The sequence below is a fragment of the Streptomyces sp. NPDC002640 genome, from assembly GCF_053592575.1.
This window is the reverse complement of sequence record NZ_JBSFVZ010000011.1, coordinates 206,775-222,820: the sequence shown is the minus strand read 5'-3', so window position 1 is coordinate 222,820 and position 16,046 is coordinate 206,775. Positions and strand designations below refer to the sequence as shown.

The window sequence follows — 16,046 nt, the reverse complement described above, 5'->3', positions numbered from 1 at the left end:
TTGTACCGCGCGGCGCCGCGACGACTGCCGGGCGGCTCCGAGTCGGCTTGGCCGTCCGTCAGCCCCGCGACCGGCGGCGGCCCTGCGGCGGACACCGTGCGACGCCACGTCGGCCCCGCCGCCCGGCGGTAGCCCGGCGGCGGGTGCCAGGCGACGCCGCGACGGCCCAGCCGCCCGCCAGCCCGCCGACAGCCCAGCGCTCGCCCCGCCGCCCGTCAGCCCCCGACGGCCCAGCGGACGGCCCCGTCGCCCGTCAGCCGCACCACAGCCCGGCTCCCGTCGACCCGGCGGCCGCCCAGCGACGGCCCAGCGGCGGGTGCCGGGTGACGCCGCGTCGGTCCGTCACCCGTCACCCCCACCACAGCCCAGCTGCCCAGCGACGGCCCGGTGGTAGCCCGGCGGCGGCTGCCGGGGACCCCGCGTCGCCGCGGCTGCCCATCGGCGCCGCCACGGCGGGCGCCCGGCCGCCCGGTGGAGGCTTCGCTGCCTGGCCGTAGGGCGGTCGTGGCGCGGGGCGGTCGTTCGCGGCTCAGGCGTCGGCGAGTTCCGTGCGGAGGGCCGCGCGCCAGAACTCGGTGAACCGGGCGCGGTCCACACCGAGCACCTCCCGCAGGGCGGCCTCCTCGCCCTCCGCGCCCGCGGCGTCGTGGAGGGCACGGACGGCGCGCTCGCCCCACCGGTCGGCCACCAGCCGGCAGGCCAGCCAGGCGCCCTCGTACGCCCGGCCGACCGTCTCCGCGTCCCCGCCGAAGGCGAACTCCTCGTCCGTCGGCAGCCGCCGCGGCACCCGGCCGTCGCGCACGGCGCGGGCGAGGGCCGGGGCGGCCCGCGCCACATCGCTCTCCCGCTCCCCGCCCCGGAAGGCCGTCCAGTCCGCGCAGCCCTCCGAGAGCCACATCGGGGTGCGGGCCGTGGTGCTGGAGCGCAGGGCCACATGGGTGGTCTCGTGGGTGACGACGATCTGCCGGGCCGACGCATCAAGGGTGGCGAACGCCTCCGGGTTGACAACAACCCGGGGCGCCGCGCCGGGGGTCGTGACGGCGGCGGTCCGCCGGTAGGTCGCCGCGGGCGCGCCGAGGAGGCGGGCCATGGCCTCCGTGGACTCCGGCACCACGACCAGGGGGTGGACGTCGACGTCCCAGGCCTCCGCCACCGCGCGGGCGGCCTCGTCGCCGAGCCGGGTCCAGTCGCGCGGATCGGTGTCGCCCGCGGCCAGCACCCGGCTGCGGGCGCTGTCGGCGCCGCGCAGCGGGGTGTCCCCGTCCCAGAGCTGCTCCGGCGTCCCGGGGGCCGGGCGGTCGGAGACGACCCGCCAGGCACCGCCCCCGCCGTTCCCGCCCTCGCGGGAGAGGGTGAGGACGCGGTGGGCGGTCGCGGTGCCGCGGTCCTGCCGCAGCCGGTACCGCAGCTCGGCCTCCACGGTCGTGGTGTCCCCGCCCTGCCCGCTCGTCCCGGTCACCCGGTAGCGCCAGGCGGCCGGCCCGAGGGCGCGCAGGGACTCCCACGCGCCGCCGTCGCCGGTCGCCGCGAACGCGGCGCGGTCGCCGTCCAGCAGCGCCTCGCTCCGCCGCTCCAGCAGCCCCTCCGCGTCGGCGTCTGGCGTCCCGGACGCGCACGCCACCGGCACGAAGGCCAGCACGGCCGCGGCGACCGTCGCCCAGGTCCTCTTCACCCGCCCGATCGTAGGGGCCGACGCGACCGGCGCCTGCCTGGGGTTGCCCGGGCGGCCGTGACGCAGGAGCCTCGGAGGTGAAGGAGGAGGTCGTCATGGGCACTGAGACACGCCCCGCCTTCGGCACCGACACGCTGCGGCGGGGTATCGAGGGAGACACTCCCGACACGCTGTTGTCCCTGTACCGGGACGACGCCGAGATCCGGGTCGTCAACCGCGACGCCACCCCCAGCCACCCCCGGGTGGTCTCCGGCAGGGAGGCGATCGGCGCGATGCTCGCCGACGTCTACAGCCGCGACATGGAGCACACGTTGGAGCGGTGCGTGGTCGAGGGCGACCACGCGGCCTACTGCGAGTCCTGCCGGTACCCGGACGGGCCGCGCGTGCTGGCCGAGTCGATGATCACCCTGCGCGACGGCAGGATCTCCGAGCAGGTCGTCGTCGAGGCGTGGGACGACTGACAGGAGAAACGACTGGAGCAGGAACGACCGACAGGAGGAACGACCGACAGGAGGACGGTCCCCGGTCCGGGTCGCCGTGACGCCGACCCGGACCCGCCCCACCCGCCCGCGGCGCCCGCCCGGGCGGTCCCGTCAGGGCCGGGTGACGGAGGCGATGGGGAGCATGTCCACCGGGTCGTACCGCACGGCGGCGCCCGGCCGCGGCGCGTGGATGACTTGGCCGTTGCCGGCGTAGATGGCGACGTGCGAGGCGTCGGCCCGGTACGTCACCAGGTCTCCCGGCCGCGCCTGGGAGAGCGGGACCTGCCGCCCCGCCGTCCGCTGCGCCTGCGAGGTCCGCGGCAGCGAGAGCCCGGCCTGCGCGTAGGACCACTGTGTCAGTCCGCTGCAGTCGAAGGCGTGCGGCCCGTTGGCGCCCCAGATGTAGGGCCGCCCGAGCGCGGACCGCGCCGCCGCCAGCGCCGCGGCGGCGCGCCCGGAGGCCACCGCGGTGTCGCCCATCGGGGGCAGGTCGCGCGCGGAGCGGGCGGCGCGGTCCCAGGCGGCGCGTTCGCCCTCGGGCAGCGCGTTCAGCAGCCGTCGCGCCTCGGTCAGCTTCCGTTCCACCGTGCGCTTGTGGTCGGCCACGTCCTCGCGGGTGCGGTGGAGTTCGGCGAGGTCCGCGGTGGCCTCCCGCCGCTCCTGGCCGAGTTCGCGCAGCGCCCCCCGCAGCCGGCTCAGCTCGCCGGCCTGCCGGGAGCCGATCCGGTCGAGGACCGCGGCCTTGTCGAGGTAGTCGTCGGGGTCGGCGGAGAGCAGCAGCGCCAGCGACGGGTCCATGCCGCCGGAGCGGTACTCCGCGCCGGCCAGCGAACCGAGCTCCTCGCGCAGGGTGTTGACCCGTTCCTGCTGGCGGGCGATCCGGTCCTGGGCGGCGCCGACCTCCTCCCGCAGCTCCTCGGCGCGTTCGTCGGCCCGGTTGTAGGCCTCGGTGGCGCGCTCCGCCTCGGTGTACAGCCGGTCCAGCTCGGACCGGGCGTCGCGGGGGCCGTCCGGCTCGCCCGGCGCGGCGACGGCGCCGGGGCTGACGCCGAGGGCCGCGGCGGCGACGGACAGGACCGCGGCGGTGAGCCCCGCGGCGCCGGGCGCGGAAGGCGCCCGGCCGGCGGGGACGAGGCGGCGCGGTGCGAGGCGGCGATGACAACCCACGGGCGACCGCACTCCCTTCGAGGCTGACGAACCTGGCCGGCCGGCCGTCACCGGGTGTGACGGGGCCGTTCCCCACGGTGCCGGGGGAAACGCGCCAGACAGTAGCCCCGTCGCCGGGTCCGCACCAAAGACCGCCGGGCCCGAACATGCCCGCGCCCCGCCTCTGACGCAGGTCATCGGCGGGGCGCGCGGTCAGTTCGAGTCGCCCGCATTCATCCGGCCGGGTGACGGCGAGCGGGTTTCGGCGAGCGGGTTGCGGAGGACGGGTCCGGCGGGCGGATCAGATCCGGACGCCGAACTGGAACGGCATGTTGTTGATCGACTCGTAGCGCACGTTCGTGCCGGTGCGCGGGGCGTGCAGCACCTGGCCGTTGCCGGCGTAGAGCCCGACGTGGTGCAGGTCGCTGTAGAAGATGACCAGGTCGCCGACCTTGAGCTGGCTCATCGACAGCCGGGTGCCCGCGTTGGCCTGGGCCTGCGAGGTGCGCGGGATGAAGACGCCGGCCTCGCCGTAGGCCCAGGAGGTGAGGCCGGAGCAGTCGAAGGAGTTCGGGCCGGTGGCGCCGTAGGAGTACGGCACGCCGATCTTGGACTGCGCGGCGGCGAAGGCGGAGGCGGCGAAGCCGGAGCCGGCCGGTCCGCCGCCACCGGCGAGCGACGCGGACTCCTGGGCGGCCTTGGCCTCCTCCTGGGCCATGGAGGCGCGTTCGGCGGCGGTGAGGCTGTTGAGCAGCTTCTGGGCCTCGGCCAGCTTGGCCTGGACCTCCTTGCGCTTCTTGCCCAGCTCCTCGCGGGTCTCGGCCAGGTCGTCCAGCTTGGTGTTGGCCTCCTGGCGCTGCTGGGCCAGTTCGCGCTGCTTGTCCTGGATCTCGGCCAGCGACTCGACCTGCTGGTTGCTGAGCTGGTCGAGCGTGGACGCCTTGTCGAGGTAGTCGTCCGGGTCGGCGGAGAGGAAGAGCTGCATCGAGGAGTCGATGGTGCCGCTGCGGTACTGCGCCGCGGCGGCCATGCCGATCGCGTCGCGGAGCTCGTTGAGGTCCTCCTGGCCGCGGGCGACGTTGTCCTGGAGGGCGTCGATCTCCTTCTCGAGCTTCTTCTGCTTCTCCTTGGCCCCGTTGTACTTCTCGGTGGCCTGCTCCGCCTCTTCGTGGAGCTTGTCGACCTTCTCCTTCACCTCGCCCTTGGAGGGCTTGGCGGGGGCGGCGTGGGCCGCGTTGCCGCCGAGGACGACGGCGGCGGCCGCGGCGGTGGTCAGCACGGTGACGCGTGCGCGGCTCGGCTGCTTGGGTCGACGGTGGGACGCCACGTGGGCGAGCTCCTTCTTCCATCAGCCGCCTGCCGGAGAGCACACCTGGCGGGCGGTGAGCCTTCGCCGTCACTCCCTCTGAGCGATCACCCGAGCGAAGGTTCGACGGCTGACCCTAGTGACCTTCCTGTGATCAGTTCAAATCCTCAGGTGAAAAATCTCGCTCCGGCCTGCAAACTTTGCACTCAACTCACCTGCGGTAACGTTCGGATGACCGTGCGTTGCGAACGAAAACGGTCAACCCGCCCATAGGAGCGGGGAAGTGACAGATGGGACGCGGCGGGTTCTCAGCCGCGGTTGAAGCGCTTGAGGAGCACCGCGGAGGCGACCGGGCGGGCGCCCGCGCGGGCCACCCCGTCGGCGACCTCACGGTCGGTGGAGACCACCACCACCGGCCGCCCGGACGGCTCGGCCCGCACCAGCTGGCGGATCAGCTCGTCGGCGGTGACGCCCGGCTTGGAGAACAGCACCCGCACCCCGCGCGGCGGCGCCAGCAGCACCGGCGCGGCCAGTTCGGCGCCGTCGAAGACGCAGGTGACCTCGCAGTTGGTCTGCGCGGCCAGGGTGGACAACTGGCCCAGCAGCCGCAGCCGCTGCTGTTCCAGCGGCATCTGCGGATAGCCGGTCTTGGTGACGTTGTAGCCGTCCACCACCAGGTGGACCTGGGGCAGCGCGAGGAGCTGGTCCAGGATGGCGGGGTCGTCCTCGGAGAGCGCGCGGGCGGCGATGTCCTTGGGGGTCATCCGGCCCGGCTCGACCGCGTCGACGGTCTCCGCCGGCCACACCGACACCGGGGGCAGGGCGAGTTCGCGGCGCAGCCCCTGGGCGGCCTCCAGCACGGTGTCCAGCAGCAGCCGGACCCGCATGTCCTCGAGGCTGCGGCCCTCGCGGACCGCCTTGCGGCCGGCCTCGAGCGCCGCCTCGGTCTCGCCGAGCCGGGCCTTGAGCCGGCGGCTCTCGCTCTCCGCGGCGGACACCTGGGCCTGGGCGTGCGCCTTCACCTCGTCGAGCTCGCCGCGCAGTTTGCGCTGGGCGGCCTCCCCGCGCTTGACGTCGCTGAGGGCCGAACGCAGCTTGCGGTGCAGCGACTCGGCCTCCTTGCGGGCGGCCTCCAGCTCGGCGCGCAGGTGTTCCGTCTCGGTGCGGACCTGGTCGCGGGCGGCGGCCACCTCGGCTCGCAGGCGGTCGAGTTCGGCCCGGGTCTCCTCGTCGGCCCGCTCGGCCTCGGCGCGCTGGGCCTCCTCGCCGGCGGCGGTCACCAGCTTCACCCAGCCGGACGGGCGCAGCACGTACGCGGCGGCCGCCACGTCCAGCGGGTCCGCGGCGGGCGGCGGCGTGCCGGCCTCCAGCGCGTCGGCGAGCTCCGGCTGGGCCTCGCGGAACTTCTCGCCGACGCGCTGCCGGAACTGCGCCTCGCTCTCCAGCGCGGCCGCCATGGCGTTGCCCGCGAACTTGGCGCGCCGGGTGGGCGTGAAGCGGGCGTACTGCCGGAGCTGGGCTGGCAGTTCGGACACGGTCAGCGAGCCGAACGCGTCCGCGGCGATCTGGACGACGCGGCGGCGCACCCCGTCGGGCAGGGGGCGGTCCAGCGCCTCGGCGGCGCCGTCGTCCGGCGTCCCGCCTCCGTCACCGGCCATCCGTCACCCCTCGCCTGTCGTCCGTCGTCCGTCGGAGCTCCGGGCCGCTCCCTCAGGAGCCGGCGCCGGGCCTGTCCACCAGTTCCACCTTGTCCACCGCGTTGCACCAGCGGCAGCGGACCGACTCGATGGTCTCACTGACCACCTCGCGTTCCTCCACCGTGGGCGCGCCCGCCAGGTCGAGGTGGACGTACTCGACGACCTTCGAGGAGCGGGTGACGTCGAAGCGGGTGAGGTTGCCGCAGAGCGTGCACCGCCAGCGGGTCGTCTCGGTGGGGAGGGGAACCGTCATCGCGGGCTTCGCCCTTTCTGTGTCGCCGGGGGCCGGGGGCCGTTGCCGGCACCTGCCGCGGTGCCTGTGCGGGGTAACCCTACGGCCATTCACCCGCCGGTCGCTCGCCCGTCCACGGCGGCGAGGCGGCACCCACCCGCGGTGTCCGGTGCGTCACACTTCGTGCATGATCCGCGACTGGAGCACGGCGTTCGCCGCGGCGGTCCGGAGCCGGCCGGCGCCCGTCACCCACGGCCTGACGGCGCTGTGCGTGCTGCTCTTCCTGATCGGGCCCGCCTCCGGCCTGCGTCCCGACCTCGGGACCGGCGAGGAACTGCAGGCGGCGCAGCGCGCCTTCTTCCGGCGCTGGGGGGTGGTGCCGGCCGAACTGCTGGCGGGCGATCCCGACTCCCTGGTGACCCCGCTGACGGCGCTGTTCGTGCACGGCGGCTGGCTGCACCTGCTGGGGAACGTGCTCTTCCTCCAGGTCTTCGGGGTGATGACCGAGCAGCGGATGGGCAGCGCGCGGTTCGCGCTCTTCTACCTGGGCTGCGGCAGCCTGGCCCTGCTGGGCTACGCGCTCGCCGACCCGTCGTCCCCGCAGTCCCTGGTGGGGGCCTCCGGGGCGGTGTCGGCGGTGCTGGGCGCGTTCCTCCACCTCTTTCCCCGGGCGCGGGTCACCAGCCTGCTGCCGTTCCTCTTCTTCCTGCCGGTGCGGCTGCCCGCGTGGGTGGTGCTGCCCTTCTGGGCGGCGCTGCAGTGGCTGGGCGCGGAGCGCGCCGGGGACGGCCCGGGGGTGGCGTACCTGGCGCACCTGGTGGGGTTCGGGCTGGGGTTCGCCACCGCGCGGATGCGGTTCCGGCGGACGACTACAGTGAATCCACCAGCGACGGCGACCCAGGGAGAGAACCAGCCGTGATCACCGCGATCGTGCTCATCAAGACCAGCGTGGACCGGATCCCCGAGATCGCCCAGGACATCGCCGCCCTGGACTCGGTCAGCGAGGTCTTCTCGGTCACCGGCACCTACGACCTGATCGCCATGGTGCGGGTCCGCGAGCACGACGACCTCGCGGACGTCATCCCCGGCCGGATCAGCAAGATCCCCGGCGTCCTGGGCACCGACACGCACGTCGCGTTCCGCACCTACTCCCAGCACGACCTCGAGGCCGCGTTCGCCATCGGCCTCGACTCCTGACCTGACACCGCCCGGCGCGGCAGGCGCGGGTGTGAAGGACGCGAGCGCGGCCGGCGCGGACCGGCCCGAGGATGAAGGAATCCTCATACTCGGCTCATCCCCGCGCGCGGGTGGGCGGCGCAGGATCGCCGTATGCAGATCTCACACCGCATCGCCGCCCTGGCCGCGATCGTCGCCGTGCCGCTGGGGATCGCGGCGACGAGCTACGCGCTGGCCGACCGTCCGGAGGAACCGCGCAAGGCGCCCGCCCGCGTCGAGCTGGAGGGCACCCCGTCCGCGGTTCCGACGCCCTCGGACGTGCTCGTCCCCGGCCCCGAGGTGAGCGACCGCCCGCCGGGCGGTGAAGCCGACGACGACGCCGACGACGACCAGGGCGGCGCGGACGACGCCGGTGACGACACCGACGACGACACCGAGCAGGACGACCAGCGGGACGACCAGCAGGACGACCGGAACGACGGGAACGACGACGCCGCCGATGACGACACCACGGGGGACTGACCGCCTGCCCCGTCGCCTCACCGCCCGGGTCCGGATCCTGCTGTGGCTGCTCCTGGTGATGTCCATGGCACTGGGCGCGGTCGCCACCACCACCCGCTCCATCCTGCTGCGCGACGTCGACCACCGGGTCACCCGGCTGCTCGCCCAGGAGACCGGCGAGTTCGCCAACTTCCAGCAGCGCGGCAAGGACCCGGACACCGGCCTGCCCTTCGCCGAGCCGTCCCGGCTGCTGCGGGTGTTCCTGGAGCGCCAGTACGCCGACCCGGACGAGGAGCTGATCGGGCTGGTCGGCACGGCCGGCCCCGACCCGGCGCAGATCGTGCAGAACCGTGAACCGCGCGCCGAGCGGCCGCTGTTCAAGGATCCCGACGCCCTGCGCCGGATCTTCACCGCCCCGCACGCCGACGGGTCCGACAACGGGGTGCGCTGGGCGAAGGTCACCGTGGCCCGGCGGGACGGCGGGCCCGAGGCAGCGTTCGTGGTGGCCTTCCACCCCGAGCGCGAACGGGACCGCGTGGACGAGGTGTTCCGCGTGCTGCTGGTGATCTCCGCCGTGGCCCTGCTGATGACCACCGGCATCGGCTGGGTGGTCGCGGGCCGCATCCTGCTGCCGGTGCGACTGGTGCGCACCGCCGCAGCCGAGCTCACCGAGCAGGACCTGACCCGCCGGATACCGGTGCACGGCAGGGACGACGTCGCCGCGCTCGCCGAGACCTTCAACGCCATGCTGGACCGGCTGGAGCGCGCCTTCGCCGCCCAGCGCACCTTCGTCGACGACGCCGGGCACGAACTGCGCACGCCCATCACCATCGTGCGCGGTCACCTGGAGCTGATGGGCGACGACCCGGCCGAGCGGGAGGAGACGGTCCGGCTGGTCACCGACGAACTGGACCGGATGAGCCGCATCGTGGAGGACCTGCTGCTGCTCGCCAAGGCGGAGCGGCCCGACTTCGTCCGCCCGGAGGAGGTGCAGCTCGCCGAGCTGACCGCCGACGTCTTCGTGAAGGCGCGGGCGCTGGGCGACCGGGGCTGGGAACTCGCCGAGGTGGCGGACCGGCGGGCCCGGCTGGACGGGCAGCGGATCACCCAGGCCATGGTGCAGCTGGCCCAGAACGCGGTGCAGCACACCGTGCAGGGCGCGCCCATCCGTATCGGCTCGCGGACCGTGGACGGGCGGGTGGAGCTGTACGTCGCGGACTCCGGTCCGGGCGTCCGCCCGGAGGACGCCGAGGTGGTCTTCGAACGGTTCCGCCGCGGCACCGCCCGCCGGGGGTCCCTGGGTTCGGGCGCGGGGCTCGGCCTGTCCATCGTGAAGGCCATCGCGGAGGGCCATCACGGGCACGTACGACTGGAGGACACCGAGGGCGGCGGCGCCACCTTCGTGCTGGTCCTGGAGGAGGAACGCACGTCGTGGAACGCATCCTGATCGTGGAGGACGAGGAGCGGATCGCCTCCTTCGTCGAGAAGGGCCTGCGGGCCCAGGGGTATCTGACGACCGTGGTGGGCGACGGGACCGCCGCCTACGACTACGCCCTCTCCGGCGGGTTCGACCTGGTGATCCTGGACATAGGACTGCCCGGCCAGGACGGCTTCACGGTGCTGCGCCGGCTGCGGGAGGAGCGGGTGACGGTGCCGGTGATCGTGCTGACCGCCCGGGACTCGGTGCGCGACACGGTGGCCGGTCTGGAGGGCGGCGCGGACGACTGGATGACCAAGCCGTTCCGGTTCGAGGAGCTGCTGGCCCGGGTGCGGCTGCGGGTGCGCACCGCGGCCCGCGCGCCGGAGGTGACGGTGCTGCGCTCCGGCTCCCTCTCGCTGGACCTGCGCACCCGCCGTGCCCGCACGGAGGACCGCACGGTGGACCTGACGGCGCGTGAGTTCGTGCTGCTGGAGCTGTTCCTGCGGCATCCGGGCCAGGTGCTGTCCCGCGAGCAGATCCTGTCCCACGTCTGGGGCTACGACTTCGATCCGGGTTCCAACATCGTGGACGTCTACGTCCGCGCGCTGCGCAAGAAGCTGGGCGCCTCGCGTCTGGAGACCGTCCGGGGCATGGGGTACCGCCTGCCCGCCTGACCCGTTCGGCGGGCAGGCGCGGTCCTGAGGCGGGTGAGTTTTCCTTCATCCGGCCCTCATGGACGGCTCACGGCGCGGCGGAATCGTCGGTGACGTGACGACGAACTTCCGGCGAACCGCCACCCTCTGCCTGACGCTGTCGCTGTGCGCGCTGATCGCCACGCCCGGTCTGGTCACCGGGCTGAGCGGCGAGGCACGCGTCACCCTCGTGGTGTTCGTCCTCGCCGTGTACGCGTGGACGGCGACGGGACTGGACGACACCTTCGTCGCCCTCGCCGCTGGCCTCGCGCTCACGGTGACCGGGGTGATCAGCGCCGACGCCCTGTTCGCCACCCTCGGCGATCCCACGGTCTGGCTGCTGATCTGCGCCTTCGTGCTGGCCGCCGCGGTGACCGCCACCGGGCTGGCGGGGCGGGCCGCGGTGTTCCTGGTGACCGGCGCCCGCAGCGTGCGGCAGCTGGTCCACCTGACCACCGCGGCGCTGGTCGTCACCGCCTTCGCCGTGCCGGCCACCTCGGGCCGTGCCGCGCTGGCGCTGCCGGTGTTCCTGGCGCTGGCCCAGGTCCTCGCGGACCGCCGGCGGCTGGTGGTGATGCTGGCGCTGCTGTTCCCCACCGTCATCCTGCTCTCGGCCGTGGCCACCCTGATAGGCGCCGGGGCGCACCTGATCACCGTCTCCGTGCTGTGGGAGACCACCGGGCACCGCATCGGCTTCCCGCAGTGGCTGATGCTGGGGCTGCCGCTCGCCGTGGTCTCCTCGCACACCGCGGCCGAGGTGGTGCTGTGGACCACGACCCGGCGCGCCGACCGGCGGGGTCCGGTGCGGATCACCGCCGAGCAGGTCCAGCAGCACAGTGAACGGCCCGTCACCGGCCCCTGGTCGGCGGCGGAGAGCCGGTGCGCGGTCCTGCTGGGCACGGTGGTGCTGCTGTGGTGCAGCGAGCCGCTGCACGGCGTCTCCCCCGCCCTGGTGGCGCTGATCGGCGCGATCGTCGCCGTCACCCCCGCGCTGGGCACGGTGCGGCTCAAGGACTCGCTGCGGACCGTGCCCTGGTCGATGCTGCTGTTCATGGCGGCCACCATGGCCACCGGGGTGGCCCTCGCCGACTCGGGCGCCGCCGCCTGGCTGGTGTCGGGGCTGCCGCTGGGCTCGACCCCGTGGGTGTTCCTCGCGGTGGTGGTGGCGGTGAGCACGGCCGCGCACCTGGTGCTGCAGTCCCGGTCGGCGCGCTCCTCGGTGCTGGTGCCGCTGGTGGTCGCGGCGGCGGGCGTGGCCGGCGTCAGCCCGGTGTCCGCGGCGCTCGCCTCCACTGCGGCGGCCGGGTTCTGCCACACTCTGCCCGCCTCGGCGAAGCCGGTGGCCCTCTTCTCCGGCCTGTCCGGGGTGCCCACCTACACGCCGCGGGACCTGCTGCGGCTCTCCGCCGTCCTCGGGCCGCTCACCGCGGTGCTGGTGCTGCTCTTCGCGCTGTTCGTCTGGCCCCTGCTCGGCGTCCCGGTCAGCTGACCCGGCGCCCTGCTCCCCTCCTCCCCCTTCCCTCCGCTCTCCTCCGCTCTCCTCGCTCTTCTCCTCTTCTCCTGGAGTTCCGATGTCCCTTGCCCTCACCCGTTTCGCCGTCGCTCCCAGCGGCTTCAAGGAGTCCCTGTCCGCGCGGGACGCGGCCGAGGCGATCGCCGCGGGCGTGCTGCGGGTCGTGCCCCACGCCGAGGTGGACCTGATCCCACTGGTCGACGGCGGGGAGGGCACGGCGGAGGCGCTGGCCTCGGCCGGCGGCGGGCGGCTGCTGCGGCGCCGCGCCACCGGGCCGCTGGGCGACCTGGTGGACACCCACTTCGCGCTGCTGCCGGACGGCACGGCCGTGGTCGAGATGGCGGCGGTCGCCGGGCTGCGGCTGGTGCCGGGCGACGCCCGGGACCCGGGGGCGACCACCACCCGGGGCGTGGGCGAGCTGATCGTGGCCGCCCTGGACGCCGGGGCGCGGCGGGTGCTCGTCGGCTGCGGCGACTCCGGCACCTCGGACGGCGGGGCCGGGGCGCTGAGCGCGCTCGGCGTCCGGCTGCTCGACCAGGACGGCCGCGAACTCGGCTACGGCGGCGCCAAGTTGGTGCGGCTGGCCCGGGTGGACGCCTCGGGGCTCGACGCGCGGCTGCGGCACACCGAGCTGGTGGTGGCGTGCAACCCGCACAACGTGCTCTGCGGCGACCGCGGGGTGGCCCGGGTCTTCGGGCCGCAGAAGGGCGCCACGGCGGCCCAGGTCGAGCTGCTGTCCGCGGGCCTGGAGAACTGGGCCGGCGTCCTGACCCGGGACGTGTTCCCCGCCCCGGCCGTGGACCTGCGCACGGCGCCCGGCACCGGCGCCTCGGGCGGCCTGGGCGCGGGCCTGGCCGCCCTGGGAGCCCGGTTGCGGCCCCGGTTCGAGGTGCTGCTCGACCCCCTCGGCCTGGACGTGCGGCTGGCCCGCGCCGATCTGGTGGTGACCGCCGAGGGCTCGCTGGACGGGCAGACGCCGTTCGGCAAGATCCCCGCCGAGGTGGCGCGGCGCGCGAAGCGGCACGGGCGTCCGGTGCTGGCCCTGGCCGGGACCCTCGGCGAGGGGGCGCACGAGGTGCGGGCCGCCGGCATCGACGCGTACTGCGGGATCCTGCCCGGTCCGGTGTCGCTGGGCGAGGCGATGGGCCGGGGCGCCGAGTACCTCGCCGACGCCACCGAACGCGCCCTGCGCATGGTCCTGTTGGGCGCCCAGGTCACCGCCGGCGCCGGACGCCGCGCGGCGTGACGCCCCGGCGACGTGACCTCCCCGGCGGCCCGGGCGGGGCCGGCACGGTCGCCCGCGCCGCCGCCGGCGAGGAAGGGTTACGCGTGCCCGCCCGTCAGGTCGGCGAGGGCGCCGAGCAGCCGGTCCACGTGCTCCACCGGGGTGCCCACGCCGAAGCTGGCGCGGACCGCGTTCAGCGGGGAGCCGCCGCTCCCCCCGCACTCGGCGGCGGCGTCGCGGGTGCCGCCGAGCAGGCGGCGCACCAGCGGGTGGGCGCAGAAGAGCCCGGCCCGCACGCCGATGCCGTGCGAGGAGGCCAGCCGTTCGGCGAGGTCGGCGCTGTCCCAGCCGTCGACCACGAACGACACCACGCCCACCCGGGGCACGTCCTCGCCGAACAGCGACAGCACCCGCACGCCCGGCAGGGCGGCCAGCCCTGCCCGCAGCCGGGCGAGCAGCGCCTCCTCGCGGCCGGCGAGCAGCGCGGGGTCCGCCTCGGTGAGGACCCGGCAGGCGGCGGCGAGGGCGAGCGCGCCGACCACGTTGGGCGAGCCGGCCTCGTGCCGGGCGGGTCCGGTGTGCCACTCGACGTCGAGGCCGCCGTCCTGGCGCCGGACCACGCTGCGGCTGGCTCCGCCGCCCGCCAGGTACGGCTCGGCGGCGTCCAGCCAGTCGGCGCGGCCCGCCAGCACGCCCGCGCCGAACGGGGCGTACAGCTTGTGCCCGGAGAGGGCCACCCAGTCGACGCCCAGGTCCCGCACCGACACCGGCCGGTGCGGCGCGAGCTGCGCGGCGTCCAGCACGATCCGCGCCCCGTGCGCGTGCGCGGCCTCCGCCAGTTCGCGCACCGGCCACAGTTCCCCGGTGACGTTGGACGCCCCGGTGACGCAGACCAGCGCGGGCGCGTCGTCGCCCCGCGCGGCGAGGGCGTCGGTCAGCAGGGTCACCGCCTCGGCGGGGCTCGCGGGGGCGTCCAGGAAGGTCACCCGGGCGCCGCGCCAGGGCAGCAGCGCCGCATGGTGCTCGGTCTCGAAGACGTACACCCGGCAGTCGTCCGGGAGGGCGGAGGCCAGCAGGTTGAGCGAGTCGGTGGTGGCGCGGGTGAAGACGACCTGGTCGTCCTCACGGCAGTCCAGGAAGCGGGCGACGGTCTCCCGGGCGTCCTCGTACAGCTCGGTGGAGAGCTGGGACAGGTGTCCCGCCCCGCGGTGGACGCTGCCGTAGTACGGCGCGTACTCGGCGATCTCGTCCCACACCTGCCGCAGCACGGGGGCGCTGGCGGCCTGGTCGAGCGCGGCGTAGGGCACCCGGCGGCCGGAGGCGAGCGGCACGGTGACGTCCAGGCCGAGCACCGGCAGCGGCTCGGCGAGCAGGGCGGGCGAGGCGGGAGCGGCGTCGAGGGCGAGGGCGGTCGGGTCGGCGGCGGCAACGGCGGAAACGGACATGGCGGACTCCTGTGGGCGCGTCGGCGCTCCCGGGGGCGGCGGACGGACCGCGGCGCATCATCCGGGCGGGAACGCGGAAGAGAGGACGAGGTAGGAAGAAGGACTCGGCTCGACGGCCTGCCCGGCGGGCGGAACGCGTGGGAGCGCCGCCCTCGCGCCGGTCAGGCCCGGCGCATTCGTCGGCTCATGGGGATCTCCTCGACGACCAGGACCCCTGACGTCGCGAGAGGTCCGCGCTTGCCACAGACCTTGCTGTCTGCGGCCTGGTCCTCACCCGGGGCACCCCGCCACGGACGGAGGGTTGCCGGACAGCCGGCCGGGGCCTGATGGCTGTCACTCATGACCTGCACCGCATCCTGCCACATCCGCCGCACGCGCACGAGGCGTGGTCCGGCATCCGGACCACGCCTCGTCGGCGGCGGGGCGCGTCAACGCACCCGCGCGGCTCAGGCGTTGCTCGCCAGCACCCACCGCTCGAGCGCCTTGCGGGCGGCGCCGGAGTCCAGCGCCTCGGCGGCCCGGTCCATGCCGGCGCGGATCCGCGCGGCGAGCGTGCCCTCGCCCGGCTCCAGGGCGACCAGCGCCGCCGCCGCGTTCAGCAGGACGGCGTCCCGCACCGGTCCGGTCTCCCCGGCCAGCAGGCGGCGGGCGACGTCGGCGTTGTGGGACGGGTCCCCGCCGCGCAGCGCCTCCAGCGGGGCGTACCCGACCCCGACGTCACGGGGGTCGAAGAGCTCCTCGCGCACCTGCCCGTCGCGCACCACCCAGACCCGCGAGGGCCCGGTCACGGTGAGCTCGTCGAGGCCGTCCTCGCCGCGGAAGACCAGCGCGGAGTTGCCCGCCTCCGCGAACACGCCCGCCATGATGGGCGCCATCCGCGGGTCGGCGACCCCGATCGCCTGGGCCTTCACCCGGGCCGGGTTGGTCAGCGGCCCCAGGAAGTTGAAGGTGGTGCGGATGCCCAACTGGCTTCGCGCGGCGGCCACATGGCGCAGCGCCGGGTGGAACTTCACCGCGAAGCAGAAGGTGATGCCCGCCTCGTTCGCCACCTCGGCGACCCGCTGCGGGGTCAGCTCCAGGTTGACGCCCAGCTTCTCCAGCACGTCCGAGGAACCGCTCGCCGAGGAGGCGGCCCGGTTGCCGTGCTTGACGACCTTCACCCCGGTGCCGGCGACCACGATCGCGGCCATGGTGGAGATGTTGACGGTCTTCGCGCCGTCGCCGCCGGTGCCGACGATGTCCACGGCCGGTCCGGGCACGTCGATCACCCGGGCGTGGGCGTACATCGCGCGCACCAGGCCGGTGATCTCCTCGACCGTCTCGCCCTTGGCCCGCAGGGCGACCGCGAAGCCGGCGATCTGGGCGTCGGTGGCCTCGCCGCGCATGATGCGGTCCATCGCCCAGGCGGTGTCGTCCGCGCTCTGGTCGCGGCCCTCCAGCAGGGCGTTGAGGACGGCCGGCCAGGAGCGGCCCGCCGCGGTGTCGCCTCCAGCGGGGGTCACAGCGTTCATCTGCCGCTCCTGACGGTCTCGGTCCGGC

The 16,046-nt window shown here is 75.1% G+C and carries 15 protein-coding genes and 1 riboswitch; of the genes, 8 read left to right on the top strand and 7 right to left on the bottom strand.

Annotated elements, in window-relative coordinates:
* Nucleotides 1–529: 529 nt before the first annotated feature.
* Nucleotides 530–1,672 (bottom strand): hypothetical protein, encoded by a 1,143-nt coding sequence (locus tag ACWD3O_RS17185; RefSeq protein ID WP_451416412.1) that lies wholly within the window; start codon nucleotides 1,670–1,672, stop codon nucleotides 530–532.
* Between the two features lie 95 nt (nucleotides 1,673–1,767).
* On the opposite strand from ACWD3O_RS17185, the gene ACWD3O_RS17180 reads away from it, so the two are divergent.
* A complete protein-coding gene (locus tag ACWD3O_RS17180) occupies nucleotides 1,768–2,133 on the top strand; it encodes a nuclear transport factor 2 family protein (RefSeq protein ID WP_451413570.1) in 366 nt (121 codons plus the stop codon).
* Nucleotides 2,134–2,265: 132 nt separating this feature from the next.
* Here the strand turns inward: ACWD3O_RS17180 and ACWD3O_RS17175 are convergent, their stop codons facing one another.
* The 4 genes from ACWD3O_RS17175 to ACWD3O_RS17160 form a co-directional block, all read right to left on the bottom strand.
* Entirely contained in the window at nucleotides 2,266–3,321 is a 1,056-nt protein-coding gene (locus ACWD3O_RS17175) for an NlpC/P60 family protein (protein ID WP_451413571.1), read from the bottom strand.
* Nucleotides 3,322–3,601: 280 nt separating this feature from the next.
* A complete protein-coding gene (locus tag ACWD3O_RS17170) occupies nucleotides 3,602–4,627 on the bottom strand; it encodes an NlpC/P60 family protein (RefSeq protein WP_451413572.1) in 1,026 nt (341 codons plus the stop codon).
* Nucleotides 4,628–4,914: 287 nt separating this feature from the next.
* The gene (locus tag ACWD3O_RS17165; RefSeq protein ID WP_451416411.1) at nucleotides 4,915–6,264 is read right to left on the bottom strand and encodes an NYN domain-containing protein; all 1,350 of its coding nucleotides are present in this window, start codon (nucleotides 6,262–6,264) and stop codon (nucleotides 4,915–4,917) included.
* Nucleotides 6,265–6,316: 52 nt separating this feature from the next.
* Nucleotides 6,317–6,556: a hypothetical protein gene (locus ACWD3O_RS17160; RefSeq protein ID WP_108953804.1), complete on the bottom strand. Its 240-nt coding sequence runs from the start codon at nucleotides 6,554–6,556 to the stop codon at nucleotides 6,317–6,319.
* 166 nt (nucleotides 6,557–6,722) lie between these two features.
* Between ACWD3O_RS17160 and ACWD3O_RS17155 the strand changes: the two genes are divergently transcribed.
* The 7 genes from ACWD3O_RS17155 (at nucleotide 6,723) to ACWD3O_RS17125 (ending at nucleotide 13,083) form a co-directional block, all read left to right on the top strand.
* The gene (locus ACWD3O_RS17155; protein WP_451413574.1) at nucleotides 6,723–7,454 is read left to right on the top strand and encodes a rhomboid family intramembrane serine protease; all 732 of its coding nucleotides are present in this window, start codon (nucleotides 6,723–6,725) and stop codon (nucleotides 7,452–7,454) included.
* Complete coding sequence (locus ACWD3O_RS17150; protein ID WP_356138469.1) at nucleotides 7,451–7,732, top strand: Lrp/AsnC family transcriptional regulator; 282 nt, start codon at nucleotides 7,451–7,453, stop codon at nucleotides 7,730–7,732. Before ACWD3O_RS17155 ends, ACWD3O_RS17150 begins: the two co-directional genes overlap by 4 nt.
* Nucleotides 7,733–7,864: 132 nt before the next feature.
* On the top strand, nucleotides 7,865–8,233 hold the full coding sequence (locus tag ACWD3O_RS17145) for a small secreted hydrophilic protein (protein WP_451416410.1): 369 nt from the start codon (nucleotides 7,865–7,867) through the stop codon (nucleotides 8,231–8,233).
* Entirely contained in the window at nucleotides 8,211–9,659 is a 1,449-nt protein-coding gene (locus ACWD3O_RS17140) for an ATP-binding protein (protein WP_451416409.1), read from the top strand. Before ACWD3O_RS17145 ends, ACWD3O_RS17140 begins: the two co-directional genes overlap by 23 nt.
* Nucleotides 9,644–10,306, top strand: coding sequence for a response regulator transcription factor (locus tag ACWD3O_RS17135; RefSeq protein ID WP_356138475.1), 663 nt, complete (start codon nucleotides 9,644–9,646; stop codon nucleotides 10,304–10,306). Before ACWD3O_RS17140 ends, ACWD3O_RS17135 begins: the two co-directional genes overlap by 16 nt.
* A gap of 58 nt (nucleotides 10,307–10,364) precedes the next feature.
* Nucleotides 10,365–11,813, top strand: a complete 1,449-nt coding sequence (locus ACWD3O_RS17130; protein ID WP_451416408.1) for an SLC13 family permease — start codon at nucleotides 10,365–10,367, stop codon at nucleotides 11,811–11,813.
* 82 nt (nucleotides 11,814–11,895) lie between these two features.
* Nucleotides 11,896–13,083 (top strand): glycerate kinase family protein, encoded by a 1,188-nt coding sequence (locus ACWD3O_RS17125; RefSeq protein WP_451416407.1) that lies wholly within the window; start codon nucleotides 11,896–11,898, stop codon nucleotides 13,081–13,083.
* 77 nt (nucleotides 13,084–13,160) lie between these two features.
* Here the strand turns inward: ACWD3O_RS17125 and ACWD3O_RS17120 are convergent, their stop codons facing one another.
* Nucleotides 13,161–14,507: an aminotransferase class V-fold PLP-dependent enzyme gene (locus ACWD3O_RS17120; protein WP_451416406.1), complete on the bottom strand. Its 1,347-nt coding sequence runs from the start codon at nucleotides 14,505–14,507 to the stop codon at nucleotides 13,161–13,163.
* A 228-nt stretch (nucleotides 14,508–14,735) separates the two neighbouring features.
* A riboswitch (SAM riboswitch) is annotated at nucleotides 14,736–14,852 on the bottom strand.
* A gap of 101 nt (nucleotides 14,853–14,953) precedes the next feature.
* Nucleotides 14,954–16,018: an anthranilate phosphoribosyltransferase gene (gene trpD, locus ACWD3O_RS17115; protein WP_451413581.1), complete on the bottom strand. Its 1,065-nt coding sequence runs from the start codon at nucleotides 16,016–16,018 to the stop codon at nucleotides 14,954–14,956.
* Between the last annotated feature and the right edge of the window lie 28 nt (nucleotides 16,019–16,046).